Here is a 24765-nt window from a genome sequence, read left to right as displayed (position 1 = left end):
CACGGAGATTTGCATGTGTTTTTGGCGCTCGCTGCCCGGAAGTGCATGCAACAACCGAGCCAGGGTAAATATGCTGCGTGCAGCGCAAGGCGGGTCTCCTAGAATTCGCTCATTCCCTCCTTCTCCCTGGCGCTTCCCGATGGACTCCCAACAATCCCGCGTGCTGGTGCAGCTGCGCGACATGATCCTCAAGGGCGAATTCGTGCCCGGAGAGCGGCTGGCCGAGATTCCGATCGCCGAGAAGCTCGGCGCCTCGCGCACCCCGGTGCGCCTGGCGCTGGCCAGCCTCGAGCACGAAGGCCTGATCGAGCAATCGCCCGGCGGCGGCTACCAGATGCGCCGCTTCACCTCGCAGGAAGTGGCCGACGCCATCCGCGTTCGCGGCGTGATCGAAGGCTTTGCGGCGCGCCTGCTGGCCGAGGACGGTGCACCACGACAGTTGCTGCGTGACCTGAAAGAGTGCCTCGAGGCCGGCGACCGGGTCGTGAACAAGCCCAGCATGGAACTGGACGATTACGCGGCCTACGTCGAGATGAACGACCGCTTCCACAAGCTGATCGTCGAAGGCTGCGGCAACCTCGCGCTCAAGCGTGTGATGGACATGCTCGGCGGCCAGCCCTTCGCCGCGCCCAGCGCGATGCTGCCGATGCAGTCGTCAATGGAAGAGGGCCAGCAGTGGATGCGCCAGGCGCACCGCACGCACCATGCGATGGTGCAGGCCATCGAGCGCGGGCAGGGCTCGCGTGCTCAGGCGCTGGGCGAAGAGCACGTCGAGATCGCGCGCATGAACCTCGACTACGCGCTGGAGCGGCCGGAGCTGGCGGCCGAACTGATGCCCGGCATTCGCCTGGTGGCGAAGGGGCGCGGCGGCTGAGCCTTGCCGCGGTGCGCCCCCGAGCCGCGTTCAGGGCACCTCGATCAGCAGGTCCGGCCGAAAGCCTTCCTGTTCGCCCTTGCCCTTGTAGCCGAGCGGGTTGGCCACCACGCGGCAGCCGTCCTTCACGTAGTCGAAGGGGCAGTGCAGGTGGCCGTGCAGCCACAGACGGGCGCGCGGCAGCAGCGCATCGAGCGAATTGCAGAAGCCGGCCGTGCCGGGCGTGAGGCCGTAGCGCGGGTCGGCGCTCGCGAGGCTGGGCGCGAAATGCGTGATGGCGACCGTGGTGCCGTCGAAAGGCTCGGCCAGCGCCTGTTCGAGCCAGGCCTGGCAGGCCAGTGCCTGCGCCCGCATGGCGCCGGCCATGAAGGGCTGGCCGTGGCGCACCGTGGCGGCTTTCTCCAGGTAGAAGTCGGCCGCGCGCATCGCCTTGCCGCGCTTCTTGAGCGCGTCGGCGAGGCTGTCGGTGGGCTCCACCAGCGCATCGAAGTCGGCCCAGAGCGTGGTGCCGATGAAGCGGATGCCGTCGATCACCAGGGTCTCCCGCTCCAGCCAGAGGATGTCGAGTTCCTTGCAAAGCGCTTGCAGGCGCTCGTGGGTTTCGTCGAAATCGGTGTTGTCGTACTCATGGTTGCCGGGCACGTAGATCACGGGCACCGGCCAGCCGTTGCGGGGCGAGAAGCGGCCCAGCCCGAAGTCGGGATCCGTCAGGCGGGAGCCTTCCTGGTAGGAGCCGATGTCGCCCGCCAGCACCAGCATGCCGGCCCCGGGCGCCGGCTCGGCGTGGAAGCGGGGATGGGACTCCAGGTGCAGGTCGGACAGCAGTTGCAGCTTCATCGTCCACTCAGTCTAGGGGAATCAGCCCATGCACAAAGCGCATGAAGTGGGGCTTTCAATATTAGGGATAACCCCTATTCTTAGGACATCAACCACTCCAGCGCAGCCAAAAGCAGCGCACTGTCATGTTCAGCCTCATTGCCCAAGTGGCCCGTTTCTTCCGTTCTTCCGCCGCCAACGCCCCGGCCAGCCATGCCGCCGCGCTGATGGAAAGCGCCGATGTCCGCGCCGGCCGCGGCGCGCATCACGCGCAGGAGCTGCGCGCGGCCGCCAGCGCCTGGCTCTCGGTCATCCGCTAAAAACCCCGGTCATCCGGGCACCTTCTGCCCGAGGACCGAATCCGCAAAAGCCGCCGCGGCGGAGCGCAGCAGCGCGGTGCGCAGCCACTCGTGCGCATGCCCGTGCTGCGCGCGCCGATGCCAGATGGCGTCGACGTGCACCATCGGCTGGTCGAACGGCAGGTCGCGCAGCACCAGCTGTTCGTCGATGCCGGTCACGGTCACGAAATGGCGCGGCAGCACCGTCAGCAGGTCTGAATTGGCGACCACCCGGCCGGCCGTGAAGAACTGGTTCACGGTCACCACGATGCGCCGCTCGCGCCCCAGCGCGCCCAGCGTCTGGTCGATGAAGCCGTAGGGACGCCCCGAAAAGCTCACGAGCAGATGCCGCGCGGCGCAATAGTCGTCCAGCGTGAGCGGCGAGTTCGCCAGCGGATGCCCGCGCCGCATCACGCAGACGTACTGCCCCAGGTAGAGCCGCTGGGTCTCGAACGCCACCCCCACGCCCGACTGCCCGCGTGCCGCCAGGCTGGCGATCACGGCCGGAAAGTAGCCGATCGCCATATCGACTTCTTCCTGCTCCAGCATCCGCCGCGGATCGCGGGTTGTCAGCGGCAGAACGCGCAGCGAGATAGCGGGCGCTTCCTTCTCCACGATCCGGACCAGCCCGGGAATGAGCTCGGCGGCGGTGGCGTCGGCCATGGCCAAGAGGAAGGTGGTGTCCGCGGTCGCTGCGTCGAACTCGCCCGGCGCCAGCGTGTGCTGCAGCTGGCGCAGCGCGTCGCGCACCGTGGGCCAGAGCGCCAGCGCGCGCGGCGTGGGCTCGACACCCGCGCCGGAGCGGCGCACCAGTTCGTCGCCGAGCACTTCGCGCAGGCGCCGCAGCGCATTGCTCACGGCGGGCTGGGTGATCGACAGGTTGCGCGCGGCGCGCGTGAGGTTGCGCTCCGCTATCACTTCGTCGAAGACGCGAAGCAGATTGAGATCGAATGTGCGAAAGTTGACGTCCATCAGTGATGTGAATGATAAACATCAGAAAGATAAAGTGGCAAAACATCAGGGCAAACCCTAATATCTCCCCATCGGCACCAGCCATTCGTCCCACGGAGGGATTCATCATGACCAGCTTTGTCCACGTAGACCAACCCACTGTCCATCCCGGCGTCCAGCGCGCCGAGATCCTGTTCGGCCAGCTCAAGGCCGCACGCGCCGGCGCGAACGGCTCGCGTCCGCTGATCGCCCTGCTGATCGTCGCCGTCGTCGCGGCGGTGATGGTGGTGGCCGACAAGCTCGTTTCCAACTGGGACGAAGGCGCGCTGCTCGCCGCCTGGGCCGTGCTCTGCGGCGCCGCCTTCGGTATTGCCGCGCTGTTTGCCGGCTCGCTGCGCGCTCCCCTGGCCCGCGTGGCCGGTGCCTGGAACGCAGCCGCCGCACGCCGTGCCTCGGCCCGTGCCGACGCCCGCTTCCTGGAAACCGCCCAGAACGACCCGCGCGTGATGCAGGAACTGCAGGCCGCCACGTGGCGCCAGGAGTCCGAAGGCAAGGTGTCGGCCGCGGTCGCCGCCAAGGTGGACGCCGTGGCCCGCGCGGCCGCGCGCTCCAGCGAAGCGCGCATGCCGACGATCTACGAAGCCATGCGCCGGATGAACAGCTCGCGCTACTACTGATCGATCGGCGCCAGCCGCCGGCCGTGCAATGAAAAAGCCGCCCATCCGGGCGGCTTTTTTGCGTTGCGGACAGGCCGCACAAGACCCGAGGACCGGCGTCAGGCCGCCAGGCGCTGCTCGATGGCCGCCTTGGTTTCCGGCAGCTCCTTCGGCAGGTGGTGCGCCAGCTGCTGGAACAGCTCGGCATGCAGCTTCAGCTCGGCTTCCCAGGCGGCCTTGTCGATGCTGGTGACGGTGGCGAACTGCTCGGCGCTGAATTCCAGGCCGGTCCAGTTCAGGTCTTCGTAGCGCGGGCTCACGCCAAAGACATGGTCCACGCCCTGGGCCTTGCCTTCGATGCGATCGATGATCCATTTCAGCACGCGCATGTTCTCGCCGTAGCCGGGCCAGACGAACTTGCCGTCCGGCCCCTTGCGGAACCAGTTGGTCGTGTAGATGCGCGGCTGCCTGGCGCCCGAAGCCTCGACCTTCTTGCCCAGGTCCAGCCAGTGCTGGAAGTAGTCGCTCATGTTGTAGCCCATGAAAGCGAGCATGGCGAACGGGTCGCGGCGCACCACGCCCACCTGGCCGACGATGGCGGCGGTGGTTTCCGAACCCATGGTGGCGGCCATGTAGACGCCTTCTGTCCAGTTGCGGCCTTCGGTGACCAGCGGCACCGTGGTCGAGCGGCGGCCGCCGAAGATGAAGGCGTCGATCGGCACGCCGGCGGGGTCGTCCCAGGCCGGATCCAGCGCCGGGTTATTGGTGGCGGCCACGGTGAAGCGCGAGTTGGGGTGCGCGGCCTTGGCGCCGGTTTCCTTGGCGATCTGAGGCGTCCAGTCCTTGCCCTGCCAGTCGATCAGGTGCTCGGGCAGCTTCTTGCCGGGCACGTCGTCTTCGAGGCCTTCCCACCAGACGTCGCCATCGTCGGTGAGCGCCACGTTGGTGAAGATCACGTCACGGTCCAGGCTCTTGAGGCAGTTGGGGTTGGTCTTGAGGTTGGTGCCGGGGGCCACGCCGAAGTAGCCCGCCTCGGGGTTGATGGCGTACATGCGGCCATCCTTGCCGGGCTTGATCCAGGCGATGTCGTCGCCGATGGTCGTGACTTTCCAGCCGTCGAAGCCGGCCGGGGGCACCAGCATCGAGAAGTTGGTCTTGCCGCAGGCCGAGGGGAACGCGGCGGCCACGTGGTACTTCTTGCCCTCGGGCGAGGTCACACCCAGGATCAGCATGTGCTCGGCCAGCCAGCCCTCGTCGCGGCCCATGGTGGAGGCGATGCGCAGCGCGAAGCACTTCTTGCCCAGGAGCGCGTTGCCGCCGTAGCCCGAACCGTAGCTCCAGATCTCGCGGGTCTCGGGGTAGTGAACGATGTACTTGGTCTTGTTGCAGGGCCAGGTCACGTCCTTCTGGCCGGCCTCGAGCGGGGCGCCCACGGTGTGCACGCAGGGCACGAACTCGCCGTCGGCGCCGAGCACTTCGTACACGGCCTTGCCCATGCGGGTCATGATCTTCATGTTGACCGCCACGTAAGGGCTGTCGGAAAGCTCGATGCCGATGTGCGCAATGGGCGAGCCGAGCGGGCCCATGCTGAAAGGCACCACGTACATCGTGCGGCCCTTCATGCAGCCGTCGAACAGCGGCTGCAGCGTGGCACGCATCTCGGCCGGGGCCATCCAGTTGTTGGTGGGGCCGGCGTTTTCCTTCTTTTCGGAGCAGATGAAGGTGCGGTCTTCGACGCGCGCAACGTCGCTCGGGTCGGACGCCGCGAGGAACGAATTGGGGCGCTTGGCCGGATTGAGCTTCTTGAAGGTGCCCGCGTCGACCAGTTGCTGGCACAGGCGCTCGTACTCTTCCTTGCTGCCGTCGCACCAGTGAATGGCCTCGGGTTTGCAAAGCGCGGCCATGTCGGCCACCCAGGCAATCAGTTTTGCGTTCTTGACGTATGAGGGTGCCTGGATGGCGAGGCCCTGCATCGTGGGTGCGTTCATCGGAAATCTCCTAAGTTGAAAAAATCGTCTTTCCGAACGGGACGCCGCGCCTGCGATGGCGCGGAGGTCCGTTTGAGAAAACGTTTTCGCTTCGGGAGACTGCGTCAACGCGGGCCGCACGGCCCGCGGACGAAGACGCAAACGGCTGTCAGGCCAAGTAGACGGCGATGGATGCCAGCAGCAGCATCAGCACGCCGCCAGCCAGCGGGAGCACGATCGGCATCAGGTGCACGATCGATTCGACGGCGTCTTCTTCAACGGCGGCGGCGTGGCCGGGCTCGACGGGAGTGGGGTTGGACATTGAATTACCTCGAATACGCAAATACAGAAACTGCGGCCATTTTACCGGCGGCCCCCGGCGGCACGGCCTAGGGGGTTGCGAGCCCCCTTCAGTGCTGCTCCTCGGCCTCGAAGCCGGCGTCGTGCAGCGCGCCCAGCACGCTGGCCAGGTGCGCCCGTCCGCGGGTCTGCAGCACCAGCTCGATGTCGACGTTCTGGGCTGCCAGCATGGTAAACGCTCTTTGGTGATGAACTTCATCGACGTTAGCGCCCGCTTCCGCCACGGTGGCCGTGATCTGGGCCAGCGAGCCCGGCACGTCGCGCGCACTCACGCGCACGCGCGCCAGCCGGCCGGCCCGCACCATGCCGCGCTCGATGATGGCGGCCAGCAGCAGCGGGTCGATGTTGCCGCCCGACAGCACCAGGCCCACGCGCTTGCCATGGAAGCGCCCCGGATGCCGGATCAGCGCCGCCAGTCCGGCCGCGCCCGCGCCTTCGACCAGCGTTTTTTCGATTTCGAGCAGCATCAGCACGCCCTGCTCGATGTCGCCTTCGTCGACCAGCAGCAGGTCGTCGACGTGCTGGGCGATGATTTCCCGCGTGAGCACGCCGGGCGTTCCGACCGCGATGCCTTCGGCGATGGTGCTCTTGCCCTGCAGGTGCTGGGTGCCCTTGACGGCATTCACCATGCCCGGAAAGCGCGTGGTCTGCACGCCGACGATCTCGATGCCGGGCTTGCGCTCGCGCGCCGCAATCGCCATGCCCGCGATCAGCCCGCCGCCGCCGACCGACACCACCAGCGTGTCGAGGTCCGGCACCGCATCGAGCATTTCGAGCGCCACGGTGCCCTGGCCGGCGATGATGGCCTCGTCGTCGTAGGGGTGGACGAAGGTCAGCCCTTCGCGTTCGGCCAGCTCCAGCGCATGCGCGCGCGCCGCGTCGAGCGTGTCGCCGTGCAGCACCACCTCGGCGCCGAAGCCGCGCGTGCGCTCGATCTTCACGCCGGGCGTGAAGCGCGGCATCACGATGAGCGCGCGCAGGCCGAGCCGCTGCGCGTGGTAGGCCACGCCCTGGGCGTGGTTGCCGGCCGACATGGCCACCACCCCCCGCGTCGCTTCCTTGCCGCTGCCGCCGCGCGTGTCGGCCTCCAGAAGATCGACCAGCTTGTTGCATGCCCCCCGCTCCTTGAACGAGGATGTGAACTGCAGATTCTCGAACTTCAGGTAGACCTGCGCGCCCACGATCTCGGAGAGCGTGCGCGATTCGACGCAGGGCGTGTTGAGCACCTGACCCTCGAGACGCGCCGCGGCGCGCCGGATTTCTTCGATTCCGACCATGGCGGGCATTGTGGCTGGAATCGCGTCATCAGGGTTTTTACCGCTCCCGCGTCTTCCCGAAGCCAAAAGTCTGCGTTATGGTCGCCCCAAGAAGTTCCTCGTCTGGAGGTTGTCCGATGGTCAAGCGTGCGGGTGTCGATGTAGTGGCTGCTGCGGTACGCGGGCAGGCATTGCCGTCGCCTGGGCTCAAGGGTGCGCCGGTGCTCGAGCTCATGTGCTCGCACTTCGTGCTCACGCTGGCCGCCAAGCAGGGGCCGCGCTTCAACGTGCGCCGCGACATCAATGGCCTGCTCTCGCTCACCGGCCGCCACCTGGTCTGGCCGGCCCCGGTGCTGCAGCGGCTGCGCGAATTCCTGGGCCGGCGCTGCGCCGGCAACGAGGCCTGGAAGGGCGTCGAGAACTTCGACGGCCGCACGCTGCTCGAGCGGCATGGCGTGTGGCGCGGGCCCTACGAGGAAGGCACGCTGTTCTTCTACCTCGACGAATACGCCAAGGACTACCCCAAGGACCTGCTCTCGGTGCTGGCCGTCACGCGCGACTGGCTCACGCATGCGCTGCGCAAGCAGTCGACGCTGGTCGAGAAGAACATCGACGCGCTCGCGGGCCTCTTGCAGCTCAACAAGGCCGAGCGCGCGCTGCTGCTCTACGGCACGCTCGCACGCTACCAGCGCGACCTGCGCTCGCTCCTGGTCGAGTTCAAGGTCAACAATGCGCCCGAGGCCTATGCCGCCATTGCCGACATCGCGGGCGTCAACGCCACCGAGGTGGGCGAGGCCTTGCGGGCGGGCTCGCGGCTGGAGCGCATCGGCCTGGTCGAGAACCTGATCTCCGAGCACAACATCACCGACCTGGCCGACCTCATGAAGGTCAGCGAGAAGCTGCCGCCGGTGCTGATGCGCGAGTACCGCGACCACAACGAACTGATGGCCGTGTTCACGCGGCCCTCGGCCAAGAGCGCGCTCACCACGCACGACTTCTCATTTGTTGAGGAAGACGCGCAGATGCTCGTCACGCTGCTGCGCGCGGCGGTGGCGCGCAAGGAGCCCGGCGTCAACGTGCTGCTCTACGGGCCGCCCGGCACCGGCAAGACCGAGCTCGCCAAGGTGGTGGCGCAGGCGGCGGGCCTGGAACTGTTCGAGGTCGAATATGCCGACCGCGACGGCAATTCGCTGAGCGGCCGGGACCGCTACCGCTCGCTGCAGATCGCGCAGGTGTTCCTCAAGGGCAGCGCGCAGGCCGCGCTGCTGTTCGACGAGGTCGAGGACGTGTTCCCGCCCATCAGCACCGAGGCCGCGCAGTTCATGGCGCGCGCCGAGCAGATTCCCGCGCCCACCAGCGGCAGCGTGAGCGGCAAGGCCTGGGTCAACCAGATCCTCGAGGCCAACCCCGTGCCCACGCTGTGGGTCACCAACCGCATCGAGCAGATCGACCCCGCATTCCGGCGCCGCTTCGCCTACCACCTGGAGCTCAAGTCGCCGCCGCCCGGAGCGCGCGAGCAGCTCGTGAAGAAGACGCTCGAAGGCATCGTCGTGTCCGAGGCCTTCACCGCCAAGCTGGCCGAGCGCAAGGGCCTCACGCCCGCGCAGATCCGCACCGCGGTGCGCTTTGCGGGGCTGGCGCAGACGGAGGACGGCGCCTCCATGGAGGCGCTGATCGAGCGCCAGCTCAAGAACGCCGATCTCGCGCTCGGCACGCTCGACACCGGCCCGGGCGAGCGGCGCAGCGTCACCACCTACGACCTCGACATGCTCAACGTCGAGACCCGCTTCGAGATCCCGCGCATCGTGGCGGCGATCAAGGCGCGCGGCCACGGCACACTGTGCTTCTACGGCGCGCCCGGCACCGGCAAGACCGCGCTGGCCGAGCACATCGCCAAGGCCATCGGCCGGCCGCTGATCATCAAGCAGGCCAGCGACCTCATGAGCAAGTACGTCGGCGAGACCGAGCAGAACATGGCCGCCATGTTCAAGGAAGCCGAAGCCGAGAAGGCCGTGCTGCTGCTCGACGAGGCCGACAGCTTCCTGCAGGACCGGCGCGGCGCCCAGCGCACCTACGAAGTGACCGAGGTCAACGAGATGCTGCAGGGCATGGAGCGCTTCAACGGCGTCTTCATCTGCACCACCAACCTGCTCGACCGGCTCGACCAGGCGGCGCTCAGGCGCTTCACCTTCAAGATCAAGTTCATGCCGCTCACCGCGCCGCAGCGCGAGCGCATGTTCGTGACCGAGGCGCTGGCGGGCGACGCCGCGCTGCTCACCGGCGACATCAAGGCGCGGCTGGCGCAATTGCACCAGCTGTGCCCGGGGGATTTCGCGGCCGTGAAGCGGCAGACGGATATTCTTGCGGTCGAGTTCTCGGCCGCGGAATTCCTGGACCAGCTCGAGGCCGAGCACCGCATCAAGCCCGAGGTGCGCGAGTCGCGCGGCATCGGCTTCATGCAGTAGCAAAAAGCAAGCAGGAAGGCCGCGGGAGCGCGGCAGACAAGAAAGAAAAACCGTCCGCTGCGGCGGGCACGAGGAGGGCTCGATGAGCTTGGGCAATGGGCACGCGCGGGCCACGCCGCGCTTCACCGCATCGGCTGCGGCCGCATTCGCATTGGCCGGCATCGTCTGCGTGCTGGCGGGTTGTGGCGGCGGCGGAGGAGGAGGGGGCGGAGGCGGCGGGTTTCCGATCATCCCGCCGTCCGGCAGCACGCCGCCGCCCACCAGCGGCGGCGATGGCGATGGCGTTGGCGACGACGACGCCATCCTTGCCTCGGCCACCGTGGCCGGCCTGTGCGCCGCGCCGCGTGCCGGCGTCAACCCCGCAACGGGGGCGGCCTACCCCGACAAGCCCGGCACGCTGACCGACGAGAAGCGCTGGGTGCGCGGCTGGATCGACGAAACCTATCTTTGGTACGGCGAGGTGCCGACCACCCTCAAGGCCGCCGACTACGCCACGCCGGTGGCCTACTTCAGCGTGCTCAAGAGCCCGGCCCTCACGGCATCGGGCCGCGCCAAGGACCGCTTCCACTACGTGTACGACACCGAGCGCTACCGGCAACTGTCGGAGAACGGCGTGGCGCCGGGCTACGGCATGGAGATTGCCATCGTGCGCAGCTCTCCGCCGCGCAACATGCGCATCGCCTTTGTCGAGCCGATCTCGCCCGCCGCGAACGCAGGCCTCCAGCGGGGCGCGAAGATCGTCGAAGTCGATGGCGTCAATGCCGTCAGCAGCACCGGCACCGAGAATGTCGACGCGATCAACCGCGCGATCTCGCCGCAAACGGTGGGCGAATCGCACACCTTCGTGTTCGAGGTGGGCGGCGTCCGGCAGGCGCCCATCACGCTGGCGGCCGCGAAGATCACGCGCACGCCGGTGCAGAACGTGAAGACGATCGACACCGGCAGCGGCCGCGTGGGCTACCTGCTCTTCAACGACCACATCACGACCTCCGAATCGCAGCTCGTCAATGCCTTCAACCAGTTCAAGCAGGACGGCGTGCGGGACCTCGTGCTCGACATGCGCTACAACGGCGGCGGCCAGCTCAACATCGCCAACCGCCTCGCCTCCATGGTGTCTTCGCCGGCCACCACCTCGGGCAAGGTTTTCGAGCGCATGGTCTTCAACGACAAGAACCCGTTCCACCTGACGCCGGCCCAGACCATCTATCCGTTCCTCGGCACCAGCCGCACCGGCGCCACGCTGCCGACGCTCGGCCTTTCGCAGGTCACGGTGCTGGTCAGCCGCGACACCTGCTCGGCCAGCGAGGCGGTCGTCAACGGCCTGCGCGGCATCGACGTCAAGGTCAATCTCGTGGGCGGCACCACCTGCGGCAAGCCCTATGGCTTTTCTCCGCAGGACAACTGCGGCACCAGCTATTTCGCGATCCAGTTCCAGGGCGTCAACCACAAGAACTTCGGCGACTACGGCGACGGATTCGCGCCCGACTGCGCCGTCGCCGACGATTTCGGCCACCAGCTCGGAGACCCGGCCGAGGCGCGGCTGGCGGCCGCGCTCGCGATGCGCAACGGCGGCGCCTGCCCCGTTTCCGCCTCGGCCAAGACCCAGCCGGAACTCGAGAAATCCGGAACGGCCGACGAGCAGCCCTACCTGCTCCATCGCTCGCCGCTGCGCGAAATGCGCCTGCTCGAGGCGGCTCCGTCGCCGGGCTGAACCGCGTCGACACCGGGCTCGGTTACCCCTTGAAACCTTGCGCTTTGCCACATCCGTGGCATGCGCTTTAGAGTTCAAGCAAACGTTTGCGCAAACGTTTGGCATTTAGTTCTACATGGCAAGACCACTCGAAAAGGAGCCGGGATGACGATTCGGATTCAGCGACGCAGGTGGATGGCGGCGGCCCTGCTCGCCACGGCGCTTTCGGCCTGCGGCGGGGGCAGCAGCGGCAATGACGGCATCGGGCTTGCACCGGGCTTCGGCGCTGCGCCGCCTCCGGCGCAGAAGATCATCATCGACAGCGACTACAACACCATGAGCGACGACGGCCAGCTCGGCGTGATGGCCGCGCAGCTGCAGGCCCAGGGCAAGGTGCAGGTCATGGGCATCAGCGTGGTCTCGGGCAACCAGTGGCTCAGGCAGGGCGTGGCCGACGCGCTGAAGTCGGTCGAGCGGCTGGGCGTGGGCAACCGCATCGGCATCTATGCGGGCGCGAACTATGCCTTCAACCACGACTACGCGACCATCGAGGCCGAGATGGCGGCCGGCTCCGGCGGCGACGGCTACCTGGGCGCGTGGAGTTCGCCCGAACCCAAGAGCGATGCCGACCTGAAGCCCTCGCCCGACGGCTTCGCCACCCACACGCTGCTCCAGCGCACCAGCGCGGTCGACTTCATCGTCGACACCGTGAAGGCCAATCCCAACGAGATCACCATCCTGGCCATCGGCCCGCTCACCAACATCGCGCTGGCGGTCAAGCAGAACCCCGAGATCGTGCCGCTGATCAAGAAGATCATCTACATGGGCGGCGCGGTCGACGTGCCGGGCAACACCACCAGGTACGCCGAGTTCAACTGGTGGTTCGACCCCGAGGCCGCGCAGTTCGTGGTGCGGCTGCCGATTCCGCAGGTGGTGGTGCCGCTGGACGTGACCGACACCGTGTTCCTGACCAAGCCGATCTACGACCGCATCGCGCACACGGCCAAGCCCACCGCCGTGACCGAGGTGTTCCGCCAGCTCAACGGCTACGGCTTCAGCGGCACCAACGGCTTCGAGAACAACCCGGCCTACACGCAGAACATCTGGGACACGCTCACGCTCGCCTATCTCATCGATCCGGCCTATGCCACCGAAACCGTCGAGCGCTATGTCGACGTGGTCGCCAAGCCCGGCGCCGCCGACAACGGCCGCTCCGTCGGCCATGCCTCGCAGCCCGCGGGCCCGGCGCTGCAGAAGATGACGGTGGTGAAGAAGTTCGACAACGCGCGCTTCTTCGAGCTGTACGTCGACCTGCTCACGCGGCCCGTGCCGGTCGCGCTGCGGCCCTGAAGCGGGGGCGAGCCCAGCTAGAACGCGCTGCAGACGCGCAGCACCTCGGTGCCGTAGGCCTCGAGCTTCTTGGTGCCGATGCCGCTGATGCCCTGCAGGTCTTCGAGCGTCGCCGGCGCGCGTTCGGAAATTGCCGCCAGCGTGGCGTCGTGGAAGATCACGTAGGCCGGCAGGTTGTGCTCGCGCGCCACTTCCGCGCGCCAGGCCTTGAGCGCCTCGAAGCGCTTCTGGCCGTCGGCGTCGAGTGCCGCGGCCGCCGGAGACGGGGCGCCGCGCGCCGCCTTCTCGCGCCGGGGCTTGCCGCCGCGCGCGGCCGGCGAAGAGACCGACTCGCGCAGCGTCACGTTCGCTTCGCCCTTGAGCACCGCGCGCGAGCCTTCCGTGAGCTTCAGGGTGTTGAAGGCTTCCGCATCGACGGCCAGCGCGCCCGTGGCGATGAGCTGGCGCAGCACACCGCGCAGCTGCACTTCGCTGAACTCCGCGCCGATGCCGAAGGTGCTGATGCGCTCGTGCCCGAACTGCTTGACCTTCTCGGTTTCCTTGCCGCGCAGGATGTCCATGATGTGGCCCGCGCCAAAGCTGATGCCGCTCAGTTGCTGCACGCGGTAGATGGTGGAGAGCAGCTTGCGCGCGGCGTCCGTGCCGTCCCACACCTGCGGCGGGTTCAGGCAGTTGTCGCAGTTGCCGCAGGGCGTGCTCTTCTCGCCGAAGTAGCCCAGAAGGCGCACGCGGCGGCAGTCGCTCGCCTCGGCCAGCGAGAGCAGCGCGTCGAGCTTGCCGCGCATCACCTGCTTGAACTCCTCGCCCGCGGGGCTCTCGTCGATCATGCGGCGCTGGTTCACCACGTCCTGCAGGCCGTAGGCCATCCAGGCATCGGCCGGCGCGCCATCGCGGCCCGCGCGGCCGGTTTCCTGGTAGTAGCCCTCGATGTTCTTGGGCATGTCGAGGTGGCCGACAAAGCGCACGTCGGGCTTGTCGATGCCCATGCCGAAGGCGATGGTCGCGACCATCACCACGCCCTCTTCGCGCAGGAACCGGTCCTGGTGCTTCTGGCGCACCGCCGCGTCCAGGCCCGCGTGGTAGGGCAGCGCGTTGATGCCCGCGCCCTGCAGCATCACGGCCACGTCTTCCACGCGCTTGCGCGACTGGCAATAGACCACGCCCGCATCGCCTTCGTGCTCGCGCTCGATGAAGCGCAGCAGCTGCGTGGTCGCGTCCTTCTTCTCGACGATGGTGTAGCGGATGTTCGGCCGGTCGAAGCTGGAGACGAACTGGCGCGCTTCCTCCAGCTGCAGCCGCTCGACGATGTCGGCGCGCGTGAGCGCATCGGCGGTGGCGGTGAGCGCGATGCGCGGCACGCCCGGGTAGCGCTCGTGCAGCACAGTGAGCGCGCGGTATTCGGGCCGGAAGTCGTGGCCCCACTGACTCACGCAATGCGCCTCGTCGATCGCGAACAGCGAGAGCTTGCCGCGCTCCTTCAGCGAATCGAGCTGCGAGAGAAAGCGCGGCGTGTTCACGCGCTCGGGCGCGGCGTACAGCAGCGTGATCTCGCCGCGCAGCATGCGGCGTTCGACGTCCTGCGTCTGTTCCCAGTCGAGCGTCGAATTCAGGAAGGCCGCGTTCACCCCGGCCTCGTGCAGCGCGCCGACCTGGTCGTGCATCAGCGCGATCAGCGGCGACACCACCACCGAGACGCCGCGCCCCGCGCGCTGCCGCGCAATGGCCGGGATCTGGTAGCACAGCGACTTGCCGCCGCCCGTGGGCATCAGCACCAAGGCGTCGCCGCCGCCCACCACGTGCTCGACGATGTCCTGCTGCGGTCCGCGGAACTGCGAATAGCCGAAGACTTCGTGGAGGATGTCGGCGGGTGCGCTGCTGCTGCCGGGGGCGTCGAGGGGGAGGGGAGCGAGCGAGGACACAGGCAGCGGATGCGAAGGATGGGGATGGCAAGAAGGGGGAGACGTCGATTGTCCCCCAGCGGCATCGATATGACTGTGGCACGAGGTTTGCAATCGTGAAGCCCGTCCCGCCGCCCTTCCTGTATAGACAGCAATCTGGTGCATTTTGCTGAAGGAATGCACCGAAACGGTCCTTCCGGGTTATCCTGTATATACAAGTTGGGGCGCTTGGCAACAATGCGAGGCGCGCGCAGCCCGTGGTCGGGAGCGCATCGCTGCGTTTTTTTAAAGATCAGAACCAGGAGTACCCATGGTCAAGACGGTAGTTGTGAAAGTCGCTTCGCTGCTGGCAGCAGGTGCGTGTGCAGCAGGCATGGCCCAGACGGCCGCCGCGCAGGAAACCAAGGTCGCGCTCGGCATGTCGGGCTGGACCGGCTTTGCGCCGCTCTCGCTGGCCGACAAGGCCGGCATCTTCAAGAAGAACGGGCTGGACGTCGAGCTCAAGATGATTCCGCAGAAGGACCGGCACCTCGCGCTGGCCTCCGGCGCGATCCAGTGCGCGGCCACCACGGTGGAAACGCATGTGGCCTGGAACGCCAACGGCGTGCCCATCGTGCAGATCTTCCAGATGGACAAGTCCTACGGCGCCGACGGCCTCGCGGTGCGCAACGACGTGAAGAGCTTTGCCGACCTCAAGGGCAAGACCATCGGCGTGAGCGCGCCGGGCACCGCGCCCTACTTCGGCCTGGCCTGGATGCTCAACAAGAACGGCATGACGCTGAAGGACGTGAAGCTGGTCTCGCTCGAGCCGCAGCCCGCGGCCCAAGCCTTCGTGGCCGGCCAGAACGACGCCGCCATGACCTACGAGCCGTATCTTTCGACCGTGCGCGCCAATCCCACCGCCGGCAAGATCCTGGCCACCACGCTCGACTACCCGATGGTGATGGACACCGTGGGCTGCGCGCCCACCTGGCTCAAGGCCAACGCCAAGGCCGCGCAGGCGCTCACGAAGTCGTACTTCGAGGCGCTCGACATGATCAAGGCCGACCCGGCCAAGGCCAACGAGCTCATGGGCTCGGCCGTCAAGCAGACCGGCGAGCAGTTCGCCAAGTCGTCGGCTTACCTGCGCTGGCAGGACAAGGCGGCCAACCAGAAATTCTTCGCGGGCGAGCTCACCAGCTTCATGAAGGAAGCCACAGGCATCCTGCTGGAGGCCGGCGTGATCCGCAAGGCGCCTGAAGACTACACGGCCATGTTCGATGCAAGCTTCGTCAAGTAAGGCCCTGCCGCAGGTGGCGCCGCGCGCGGCGGCGCCTGCATCGGCCGCAACCGCCCAGGCCGCCGCACCCGCGCGGCGCCGTTCGCTCGCGCCGCTCGAGCCCATCAGCGGGCGCGCCCGCGTGCTGCTCGGCCTCGGCTTCTTCGTGGCCTTCGTGCTCGTGTGGTCCGTTGCCACGCTCGGCGGCTTCGTGCCGCCGACCTTCCTGGCCAGCCCGGTGACCATGCTGAAGGAAGGCTGGATGCTGTTCGCCGAGTTCGGCTTCCTCGGCGACGTGGGCATGACCGTGTGGCGCGTGTTCGGCGGCTTCCTGCTGGCCTCCGTGCTGGCGGTGCCGCTGGGCATTGCCATGGGCACCTGGAAGGCCGTGGAGGCCTTCTTCGAGCCTTTCGTCTCGTTCTGCCGCTACCTGCCGGCGTCGGCCTTCATTCCGCTGCTCATCCTGTGGGCGGGCCTGGGCGAGATGCAGAAGCTGCTGGTGATCTTCATCGGCTCGTTCTTCCAGATCGTGCTGATGGTGGCCGTGACCGTGGGCGGCGCGCGGCGCGACCTCGTCGAGGCCGCCTACACGCTGGGCGCGAAGAGCCGCGGCATCGTGGCGCGCGTGCTCATCCCGGGTGCCGCGCCCGGCATTGCCGAGACGCTGCGCCTGGTGCTCGGCTGGGCCTGGACCTACGTGATCGTGGCGGAACTCATCGGCTCCTCGTCGGGCATCGGCCACATGATCACCGACAGCCAGGCCTTGCTCAACACCGGGCAGATCATCTTCGGGATCATCGTGATCGGCGTCATCGGGCTGGTGTCCGACTTCGCTTTCAAGGCGCTCAACCGCCGTCTCTTTGCATGGGCGGCACTGTGATGACGACCAACAACCAGCTTTCCATCCAGGGCGTCTCGCGCGTCTTCACCGGCACCAAGGGGCAGCGCACGCAGGCGCTGCTGCCGATCGACTTCGAGGTGCGCGAGAACGACTTCGTCACCATCCTCGGTCCCTCGGGCTGCGGCAAGTCGACGCTGCTGCGCATCGTCGCGGGGCTGGACTTCCCGACCACCGGCCAGGTGCTGCTCGACGGCGAGCGCATCGAAGGCCCGGGTGCGGACCGCGGCGTGGTGTTCCAGAGCTACACGCTCTTTCCGTGGCTCACGGTGGCGCAGAACATCCGCTTCGGCCTGCGCGAGCGCGGCATGAGCGAGGCCGACCAGAAGGAGCGCAGCGAGTTCTTCATTGCCAAGGTGGGGCTGCGCGGCTTCGAGCACCACTTTCCGAAGCAGCTCTCGGGCGGCATGCAGCAGCGCACCGCGATTGCGCGCGCGCTCGCCAACGACCCCAAGATGCTGCTGCTGGACGAGCCCTTCGGCGCGCTCGACAACCAGACCCGCGTGCTGATGCAGGAACTGCTGCTCGGCATCTGGGAGTCGGCGCGCAAGACGGTGCTGTTCGTCACCCACGACATCGACGAGGCGATCTTCATGGCCAACCGCGTGGCGGTGTTCAGCGCGCGGCCGGGCCGCATCAAGACCGAGATCGCGGTCGACTTTCCGCATCCGCGCAGCTACACCATCAAGACCTCGCCGGAGTTCATGGAAATCAAGGCGCGGCTGACCGAGGAGATCCGCGCCGAGTCGATGGCCGCGGCCGAGCACTGACACGAGCCCCACGCCCGACATGAAACGCGACCTGCCGTCCCTCGCGCTCTATGCGCAAGTCAAGGATCACATCTCCCGCAAGATCCAGGACGGCTCCTGGCCGGCCGGCCACCGCCTGCCGTCCGAGAGCGAGCTGGTCGCGCAGTTCGGCATCTCGCGCATGACGGTGAACCGCGCGCTGCGCGAGCTGATGGAGCAGGGCCGCATCGTGCGCGTGGCCGGCGTCGGCAGCTTCGTGGCCGAGAACAAGCCGCAGTCCACGCTGCTGCAGATCGCCAACATCGCGAGCGAGATCCGCCAGCGCGGGCACGACTACCGCTGCGAGATGCTCGCGGTGGAACGCCTGGCCGCCTCGCCCGACGTGGCTGCCTGGCTCGACATGCGCGCGGGCACCTCGGTGTTCCACAGCGTCTGCCTGCACCTGGAGAACGACACGCCGGTGCAGCTGGAGGAGCGCTACGTCAATCCGCTGGTCGTGCCCGATTTCCTCGAGCAGGACTTCGCCGCCGTGCCGCCCAGCGAGTACCTGGTGCGCCACGTGCCCTTCGACCAGATCGAGCATGTGGTCGACGCCGTGCTGCCCACCGCCGAGCAGGCGGGCCGGCTCGCGATGGAGCCCACCGATCCCTGCCTGCTGCTCACGCGCCGAACCTGGACGCGCAACACGCCGGTCACCTGGGTGCGCTGCCTGCATCCGGCGTCGCGCTACAGCCTGGGCAGCCGCTTCAAGGCCGACGGCAACCCGTCCTTCGGCTGATTTTTTGTCACGGAAACCGAAGGTTTTCTCTCGCAACCACTTGTATAGACAGGTTCACATGCCAACAAGCAAACACACCGCCACCCCAACCCTGACCCTCACGCCCGGCAAGGTGGACCTCGCGATGCTGCGCCGCATCCAGGCCGGCGGCGTGCAGTTGGCGCTCGATCCTTCGGTGCAGGAGGGCATGGCGCGCGCCGAAGCGGCGGTGCGCCACATCGTCGAGAACGACCAGGTGGTCTACGGCATCAACACCGGCTTCGGCAAGCTCGCGAGCACGCGCATCGGCAACGACCACCTGGCCGAGCTGCAGCGCAACCTCGTGCTCTCGCACAGCGTGGGCACGGGCGAGCCGCTGGCCGCGCCGGTGGTGCGCATGGTGCTCGCGACCAAGGCCGTGAGCCTGGCGCGCGGCCATTCGGGCGTGCGGCCCGCGCTGGCCGATGCCCTGCTGGCTTTGTTCAATGCGGGCGTCATGCCGCGCATTCCGTGCAAGGGTTCGGTCGGCGCCTCGGGCGACCTCGCGCCGCTCGCACACATGGCCTGCGTGCTGATCGGCGAGGGCGAGGCCACCACGGCCGAGGGCGCCGTGGTCAGCGGCGCCGAGGCCATGCGCCTCGTCGGCCTCGCGCCCTTCGTGCTCGGCCCCAAGGAAGGCCTGGCGCTGCTCAACGGCACGCAGGTGTCGACCGCGCTCGCGCTCGCCGGCCTGTTCGGCGCCGAGGACGTGTTCGCTTCGGCCCTGATGTCGGGCGCGCTCTCGCTCGAAGCCATCCAGGGTTCGATCAAGCCTTTCGACGCACGCATCCATGCCGCGCGCGGCCAGCCGGGGCAGATGGCGGTGGCGGGCGCCGTGCGCACGCTGCTCGAAGGCAGCGAGATCGTGCCGTCGCATGCCGACTGCGGCCGCGTGCAGGACCCGTATTCGGTGCGCTGCATCCCGCAGGTGATGGGCGCCTGCCTCGACAACCTCGCACATGCCGCGCGCGTGCTGGTGATCGAGGCCAATGCCGCATCGGACAACCCGCTGGTGTTCACCGACACCGGCGAAGTGATCTCGGGCGGCAACTTCCACGCCGAGCCGGTGGCCTTCGCGGCCGACATCATCGCGCTGGCCGTGAGCGAAGTGGGCGCGATTGCCGAGCGCCGCATCGCGCTGCTGCTCGACACCGGTCTCTCGGGCCTGCCGCCGTTCCTGGTGCGCGATGGCGGCCTGAATTCCGGCTTCATGATCGCGCAGGTCACGGCCGCGGCCCTCGCGTCGGAGAACAAGTCGCTCGCGCATCCCGCGAGTGTCGACAGCCTGCCGACCTCGGCCAACCAGGAGGACCATGTGTCGATGGCCACCTTCGCGGCGCGCCGGCTCGGCGACATGGTCAACAACACGGCGGTCGTCGTCGGCATCGAGGCGATGGCGGCGGCGCAAGGCATCGAATTGAAACGTGGACTCAAGAGCTCCCCGCTGGTCGAAGCCGAGTTCGCCGCCATCCGCCGGAAAGTCGCCTTCCTCGAGCGCGACCGCTACCTCGCGCCCGACATCGAAGCCATGCGCCAGTGGGCGCTGAAGGCCGAACTGCCGGCCGCGCTCTTGAACATCCTGCCCAGCCACGCCTGAACACCGATCAAGGAGAACCTCGCCATGAACGCACCCGAAAAGCTCCCGCTGCAAAACACCGACCCGCGCCACGACCCCACGCGCGTGATCCGCGCCCCGCGCGGCAGCACGCTCAACTGCAAGAGCTGGCTCACCGAGGCGCCTTACCGCATGCTGCAGAACAACCTCGACGCCGAGGTGGCCGAGCGCCCGCAGGACCTCGTGGTGTACGGCGGCATCGGCCGCGCCGCGCGCAACTGGGCCTGCTACGACCAGATCCTCGCGTCGCTGAAGGAACTCAACGACGACGAAACCTTGCTCATTCAATCGGGCAAGCCGGTCGGCGTGTTCAAGACGCATGAGAACGCACCGCGCGTGCTGCTCGCCAATTCGAATCTCGTGCCGAAATGGGCCAACTGGGAGCACTTCAACGAGCTCGACCGCCAGGGCCTCTTCATGTACGGCCAGATGACGGCCGGCAGCTGGATCTACATCGGCAGCCAGGGCATCGTGCAAGGCACCTTCGAGACCTTCGTCGAAGCCGGCCGCCAGCACTACGGCAACAGCCTCGCGGGCAAGTGGATCTTGACGGCCGGCCTGGGCGGCATGGGTGGTGCGCAGCCGCTCGCGGCCACGCTCGCGGGCGCGGTGTCGCTCAACATCGAGTGCCAGCAGACCAGCATCGACTTCCGCCTGCGCACGCGCTACGTCGACAAGCAGGCGCGCGACATCGACCACGCGCTCGAGCTCATCAAGCAGCACTGCGACGCGAAGGAAGCCGTGTCGATCGCGCTGCTCGGCAATGCGGCCGACATCCTGCCCGAGCTCGTGAAGCGCGCGAAGGCCGGCGGCATCAAGCCCGACCTCGTGACCGACCAGACCTCCGCGCACGACCTCATCAACGGTTACCTGCCTTCGGGCTGGAGCGTTGCGCAATGGCAGGCCGCGATGAAGGACGCCTCGCAGCACGACGCACTCAAGAAGGCCGCCGCGAAGTCGTGCGCCGTGCACGTGCAGGCCATGCTCGACTTCCAGGCCATGGGCATCCCCACGGTCGACTACGGCAACAACATCCGCCAGGTCGCCTTCGACGAAGGCGTGAAGAACGCCTTCGACTTCCCGGGCTTCGTGCCGGCCTACATCCGCCCGCTGTTCTGCGAAGGCAAGGGTCCGTTCCGCTGGGTGGCGCTCTCGGGCGACCCCGAAGACATCTACAAGACCGACGCCAAGATCAAGGAGCTGTTCCCCGAGAACACCCACACCCACCGCTGGCTCGACATGGCGCGCGAGCGCATCGCCTTCCAGGGCCTGCCGGCGCGCATCTGCTGGCTCGGCCTGGGCGAGCGCCACATCGCGGGCCTGGCCTTCAACGAGATGGTGAAGAACGGCGAACTGAAGGCGCCCATCGTCATTGGCCGCGACCACCTCGACACCGGCTCGGTCGCCAGCCCCAACCGCGAGACCGAAGCCATGAAGGACGGCACCGATGCGGTGAGCGACTGGCCATTGCTCAACGCGCTGCTCAACACCGCGGGCGGCGCCACCTGGGTCAGCCTGCACCATGGCGGCGGCGTGGGCATGGGCTATTCGCAGCACTCGGGCGTGGTGATCGTGTGCGACGGCACCGACGCCGCGGCCAAGCGCATCGAACGCGTGCTCTGGAACGACCCGGCCACCGGCGTGATGCGCCATGCCGACGCGGGCTACGACATTGCCGTGGCCACCGCGAAGAAGCAGGGGCTCAAGCTGCCGATGGTGCGCTGACCGGCGAGTGAAGCGGCGGTAAGACGAAGGTAGAAAGAAAAAGCGTGCTCATTCCCACTCAGTGGGAATGAGGGCTTGGATGTGGGAACGGCGGGCAAGATACTGCACACCGCATCCACTTTCGACGCCCCGCGATTGGCCCAGATGACGTCCATGCCCGAAGCTTCCGCCCACAACGACCGCGCGCTGCGCGTGCTGTCGGTGCTGGCGCAGAGCAAGTCGGCGATGAGCGCGGCCGAGCTCGTCGAAGCCACGGGCCTCGTCAAGAGCACGCTGTACCGGCAGATCGCGGTGCTGCGGCGCTGGGGCTTCGTGATGGAGACCGATGGACGCTATTCGCCCGGCCCCGTGAGCGTGCAGCTCGCGAGCGGCTTCGACGGCAACTCCGACCTCGTCATGGCCGCGCGCGCCGACATGCGCGCGCTCGCGCAGCAAAGCCACGAAAGCGTGGCGCTGGTCACGCTGGTCAACGACCGCGTCGTGTGCCTGGAGATGATCGACAGCGAGCAGTCGCTGCGCTGCTCGTTCGACCGGGGCCGCAGCGTGCCGGCGCGCGATGGCGCCAGTGCCAAGTGCCTGCTGGCGCACCTGCCGCTCGACCAGCGCGATGCCTTGCTCGACGCGCTCGGCGACAGCCCCGGGCGCCGCGCCGAGCGTGCCGCCGAACTCGACGCGATCCGCGAGGCCGGCCATGCCGTGACCCATGGCGAGGTCGATGCGGGCGTCTGGGGCGCGAGCGCGCCGGTGCTCGGGCCGGGCCGGCGCCTGCGCGGCGCGATCACGCTCATGGCGCCGCTCTCGCGCGCCGGGGGCATGGAAGCTGCATGGGTCCCCCTGACCGTCGTCACGGCGGCGCGCATCTCGCGCGCGCTGCAATAGCCGATCGCTGCCTTTCCTTCTTTCTTTTTCAAACCCACGGAAGCCTTTACATGAACACCCGCCGTTCCCTCGTTGCCGCCGCACTTTCCGGCCTCGCCTTCTTCGGTTTCGCCGCCACCGCGCAGGCGCAGGGCGAGCCGCTGCGCGTGGCCACCGACGCCACCTTTCCGCCGATGGAATTCGTGGAGAACGGCAAGCGCACGGGCTTCGACGTGGAGCTGGTCGAGGCCATCGGCAAGACGCTGGGCCGCAAGATCGAATGGATCGACATCGACTTCAAGGGCCTCGTCCCGGGCCTGGTGTCCAGGCGCTTCGACATGGCCGTGTCGGCCATCTACATCACCGACGAGCGCAGGAAGGTCGTCGACTTCACCGTGCCCTACTACGCGGGCGGCCTCGTGGTGATGGTGAAGGACGGCAACACGGCCATCAAGGCGCCGGCCGACATCAACGGCAAGAAGGTCAGCGTGCAGGTGGGCACCAAGTCGGTGGCCTACACCAAGGAGAAGTTCCCGCAGGTGCAGCTGATGGAAGTCGAGAAGAACCAGGAGATGTTCAACCTCGTGGACATCGGCCGCGCCGATGCCGCGGTGACCGGCAAGCCCGCCGCCTACCAGTACGTGCGCACGCGCGGCGGCCTGAAGGTGCTGCCCGAGCAGATCACCACCGAGGAATACGGCATGGCCATCCGCAAGGACACGCCCGAACTCACCAAGGCCGTGAACGGCGCCATCGAGAAGCTCAAGGCCGACGGCACCTACGCGCAGATCGTCGCCAAGTGGTTCAGCGCCAGCGCCAAATAAGCAAAGCGGCCCATGGATTTCGACTTCTCGCCGGTCTGGCAGGGCTGGCCGGACCTGCTGCGCGGCGCGCTGGTCACGGTGGAGATCACCGCCTGCGCGCTTGCGCTCGGCTGCGTGCTGGGCCTGCTGGTGGGCATCGGCCGGCTCAATCCGAAGCGGCGCTGGCTCTATGGCGTGTGCACGGCGTACGTGGCGGCAATTCGCGGCACGCCGCTCTTGGTGCAGCTGTTCATCCTGTTCTTCGGCCTGCCGCACTTCGGCATCCTGCTGCCGGCCTTCCTCTGCGGCGTGCTGGGGTTGGGCGTGTATTCGGGTGCGTACGTATCGGAGATCGTGCGCGGCGCGATCCAGTCGATCGACAAGGGCCAGACCATGGCGGCGCAGTCGCTGGGCATGACGCCCGGCACGGCGATGCGCGAGATCGTGCTGCCGCAGGCGGTGGTGCGCATGATTCCGCCGCTGGGCAACGAGTTCATCGCGCTCATCAAGAACTCGGCGCTGGTGTCGCTGTTGACGATCCACGACGTGATGCACGAAGGGCAGAAGATCATCAGCGTGTCGTACCGCTCGCTGGAGGTCTACCTGGCGATTGCGCTCGTGTACTTCGTGCTCACGGGCACGATGACGCTGGTCCTGCGGCACTTCGAGCAGAAGCTGCGGCAGGGCGGGTTGATGCGATGAGCGGCGCTGTCGTATTTGTATTTCTCCCTCCCCTCCCGGGGGAGGGCTGGGGTGGGGGCACGACGGCCTTGCCCTTCGCACGGCGCTCGTTGGACGCAGCCCCCATCCCGGCCTTCCCCCGGAAGGGGAAGGAGCAAGAGGGGCAGTCATGAGCGGTGTGCATCGCTTCTCTCGCAGCGCTCTCCCGCCCATGCCCTGGAAGAACGGCGGCGGCACCACGCAGGAGATCGTGAGCTGGCCGCAGGGCGCGGGGCTCGACAGCTTCGGCTGGCGCGCGAGCATCGCGACCATTGCGGCGGCCGGGCCGTTCTCGGTGTTCGCGGGCGTGGACCGCAGCATCATGCTGCTCGAAGGCGACGGCGTGCGGCTGTTCACGCACGACGGACGCATCGAGCACCGGCTCGACGTGCCGCACCGGCCGTTCGCATTCAGCGGCGACGACGCGATCGACTGCGCGCTGCTCGGCGGCGCGTCGAACGACTTCAACATCATGACGCGCCATGGTCGGTGGCGCGCCGATGTGCGGGTGCTGGACCACGCATCGGCCATCGAGGCCGCACCGCACGGCGTGCTGCTCGCGCTCTGCGGCGCATGGCGCCTGAACGGCGAGCCCTGCCGCGAAGGCGAGGGCCTGTACTGGACCGACAGTGCGCAGGCATGGCAGGCCGTGCCCGCGCAACAGGAAGGCGCGCGGCTGGCTGCGGTTCGCATCGTGCCGGCGTAAGCTGTGCAAACACCAG

General features: G+C 67.7%; 22 protein-coding genes. 16 read left to right on the top strand and 6 right to left on the bottom strand.

Going from position 1 to position 24765, the window contains the following annotated elements; translation table 11 throughout:
* Nucleotides 1–139: 139 nt before the first annotated feature.
* Nucleotides 140–874 (top strand): GntR family transcriptional regulator, encoded by a 735-nt coding sequence (locus EJO66_RS28395; protein WP_125966729.1) that lies wholly within the window; start codon nucleotides 140–142, stop codon nucleotides 872–874.
* Nucleotides 875–904: 30 nt separating this feature from the next.
* On the opposite strand, the gene EJO66_RS28390 is transcribed toward EJO66_RS28395, so the two are convergent.
* Nucleotides 905–1711, bottom strand: coding sequence for a metallophosphoesterase (locus EJO66_RS28390; RefSeq protein WP_124961331.1), 807 nt, complete (start codon nucleotides 1709–1711; stop codon nucleotides 905–907).
* A gap of 125 nt (nucleotides 1712–1836) precedes the next feature.
* Here EJO66_RS28390 and EJO66_RS32700 point away from each other — a divergent pair, with 125 nt between their 5' ends.
* Nucleotides 1837–2010, top strand: a complete 174-nt coding sequence (locus EJO66_RS32700; protein WP_164547927.1) for a hypothetical protein — start codon at nucleotides 1837–1839, stop codon at nucleotides 2008–2010.
* Nucleotides 2011–2019: 9 nt separating this feature from the next.
* Here EJO66_RS32700 and EJO66_RS28385 read toward each other — a convergent pair whose 3' ends face one another.
* Nucleotides 2020–3000 (bottom strand): LysR family transcriptional regulator, encoded by a 981-nt coding sequence (locus tag EJO66_RS28385; RefSeq protein ID WP_125966728.1) that lies wholly within the window; start codon nucleotides 2998–3000, stop codon nucleotides 2020–2022.
* Between the two features lie 107 nt (nucleotides 3001–3107).
* On the opposite strand from EJO66_RS28385, the gene EJO66_RS28380 reads away from it, so the two are divergent.
* Entirely contained in the window at nucleotides 3108–3656 is a 549-nt protein-coding gene (locus EJO66_RS28380; RefSeq protein ID WP_124961333.1) for a hypothetical protein, read from the top strand.
* Nucleotides 3657–3754: 98 nt separating this feature from the next.
* On the opposite strand, the gene EJO66_RS28375 is transcribed toward EJO66_RS28380, so the two are convergent.
* The 3 genes from EJO66_RS28375 to EJO66_RS28370 form a co-directional block, all read right to left on the bottom strand.
* A complete protein-coding gene (locus EJO66_RS28375) occupies nucleotides 3755–5623 on the bottom strand; it encodes a phosphoenolpyruvate carboxykinase (GTP) (protein ID WP_124961334.1) in 1869 nt (622 codons plus the stop codon).
* A gap of 148 nt (nucleotides 5624–5771) precedes the next feature.
* The gene (locus EJO66_RS32695; protein WP_164547926.1) at nucleotides 5772–5924 is read right to left on the bottom strand and encodes a hypothetical protein; all 153 of its coding nucleotides are present in this window, start codon (nucleotides 5922–5924) and stop codon (nucleotides 5772–5774) included.
* An 88-nt stretch (nucleotides 5925–6012) separates the two neighbouring features.
* Nucleotides 6013–7239: a threonine ammonia-lyase gene (locus EJO66_RS28370; protein ID WP_185738398.1), complete on the bottom strand. Its 1227-nt coding sequence runs from the start codon at nucleotides 7237–7239 to the stop codon at nucleotides 6013–6015.
* A 116-nt stretch (nucleotides 7240–7355) separates the two neighbouring features.
* Here EJO66_RS28370 and EJO66_RS28365 point away from each other — a divergent pair, with 116 nt between their 5' ends.
* The 3 genes from EJO66_RS28365 (at nucleotide 7356) to EJO66_RS28355 (ending at nucleotide 12723) form a co-directional block, all read left to right on the top strand.
* Complete coding sequence (locus tag EJO66_RS28365; RefSeq protein WP_124961336.1) at nucleotides 7356–9683, top strand: ATP-binding protein; 2328 nt, start codon at nucleotides 7356–7358, stop codon at nucleotides 9681–9683.
* Nucleotides 9684–9765: 82 nt separating this feature from the next.
* Nucleotides 9766–11394, top strand: coding sequence for a S41 family peptidase (locus EJO66_RS28360; protein WP_125966727.1), 1629 nt, complete (start codon nucleotides 9766–9768; stop codon nucleotides 11392–11394).
* 144 nt (nucleotides 11395–11538) lie between these two features.
* Nucleotides 11539–12723 (top strand): nucleoside hydrolase, encoded by a 1185-nt coding sequence (locus EJO66_RS28355; RefSeq protein WP_124961338.1) that lies wholly within the window; start codon nucleotides 11539–11541, stop codon nucleotides 12721–12723.
* A gap of 17 nt (nucleotides 12724–12740) precedes the next feature.
* Here the strand turns inward: EJO66_RS28355 and recQ are convergent, their stop codons facing one another.
* Nucleotides 12741–14642, bottom strand: a complete 1902-nt coding sequence (gene recQ / locus EJO66_RS28350) for a DNA helicase RecQ (protein WP_124961339.1) — start codon at nucleotides 14640–14642, stop codon at nucleotides 12741–12743.
* Between the two features lie 289 nt (nucleotides 14643–14931).
* Between recQ and EJO66_RS28345 the strand changes: the two genes are divergently transcribed.
* The 10 genes from EJO66_RS28345 to EJO66_RS28300 all read left to right on the top strand — a co-directional run bounded on the left by EJO66_RS28345 (nucleotide 14932) and on the right by EJO66_RS28300 (nucleotide 24749).
* Complete coding sequence (locus EJO66_RS28345; RefSeq protein ID WP_124961340.1) at nucleotides 14932–15900, top strand: ABC transporter substrate-binding protein; 969 nt, start codon at nucleotides 14932–14934, stop codon at nucleotides 15898–15900.
* Nucleotides 15881–16759, top strand: a complete 879-nt coding sequence (locus EJO66_RS28340; RefSeq protein WP_124961341.1) for an ABC transporter permease — start codon at nucleotides 15881–15883, stop codon at nucleotides 16757–16759. The genes EJO66_RS28345 and EJO66_RS28340 overlap by 20 nt, the downstream gene beginning before the upstream one ends.
* The gene (locus tag EJO66_RS28335) at nucleotides 16759–17547 is read left to right on the top strand and encodes an ABC transporter ATP-binding protein (RefSeq protein WP_124961342.1); all 789 of its coding nucleotides are present in this window, start codon (nucleotides 16759–16761) and stop codon (nucleotides 17545–17547) included. Before EJO66_RS28340 ends, EJO66_RS28335 begins: the two co-directional genes overlap by 1 nt.
* A 19-nt stretch (nucleotides 17548–17566) precedes the next feature.
* Complete coding sequence (gene hutC, locus EJO66_RS28330) at nucleotides 17567–18304, top strand: histidine utilization repressor (protein WP_124961343.1); 738 nt, start codon at nucleotides 17567–17569, stop codon at nucleotides 18302–18304.
* Between the two features lie 58 nt (nucleotides 18305–18362).
* Nucleotides 18363–19919: a histidine ammonia-lyase gene (gene hutH / locus EJO66_RS28325; protein ID WP_124961344.1), complete on the top strand. Its 1557-nt coding sequence runs from the start codon at nucleotides 18363–18365 to the stop codon at nucleotides 19917–19919.
* Nucleotides 19920–19943: 24 nt separating this feature from the next.
* On the top strand, nucleotides 19944–21662 hold the full coding sequence (gene hutU / locus EJO66_RS28320; protein ID WP_124961345.1) for a urocanate hydratase: 1719 nt from the start codon (nucleotides 19944–19946) through the stop codon (nucleotides 21660–21662).
* Nucleotides 21663–21806: 144 nt separating this feature from the next.
* Complete coding sequence (locus EJO66_RS28315) at nucleotides 21807–22541, top strand: IclR family transcriptional regulator (protein WP_124961346.1); 735 nt, start codon at nucleotides 21807–21809, stop codon at nucleotides 22539–22541.
* A 50-nt stretch (nucleotides 22542–22591) separates the two neighbouring features.
* A complete protein-coding gene (locus tag EJO66_RS28310) occupies nucleotides 22592–23344 on the top strand; it encodes a transporter substrate-binding domain-containing protein (RefSeq protein WP_124961347.1) in 753 nt (250 codons plus the stop codon).
* Between the two features lie 12 nt (nucleotides 23345–23356).
* Nucleotides 23357–24025 carry an amino acid ABC transporter permease gene (locus tag EJO66_RS28305; RefSeq protein WP_124961348.1) on the top strand — a complete coding sequence of 223 codons (669 nt, stop codon included), beginning with the start codon at nucleotides 23357–23359 and terminating at the stop codon, nucleotides 24023–24025.
* A gap of 148 nt (nucleotides 24026–24173) precedes the next feature.
* The gene (locus EJO66_RS28300; RefSeq protein ID WP_124961349.1) at nucleotides 24174–24749 is read left to right on the top strand and encodes a HutD/Ves family protein; all 576 of its coding nucleotides are present in this window, start codon (nucleotides 24174–24176) and stop codon (nucleotides 24747–24749) included.
* The last annotated feature ends 16 nt before the right edge of the window (nucleotides 24750–24765 follow it).

Source organism: Variovorax beijingensis (genome assembly GCF_003951285.1).
Taxonomy (GTDB): domain Bacteria; phylum Pseudomonadota; class Gammaproteobacteria; order Burkholderiales; family Burkholderiaceae_C; genus Variovorax; species Variovorax beijingensis.
This window is presented reverse-complemented; position numbering and strand designations above follow the sequence as displayed.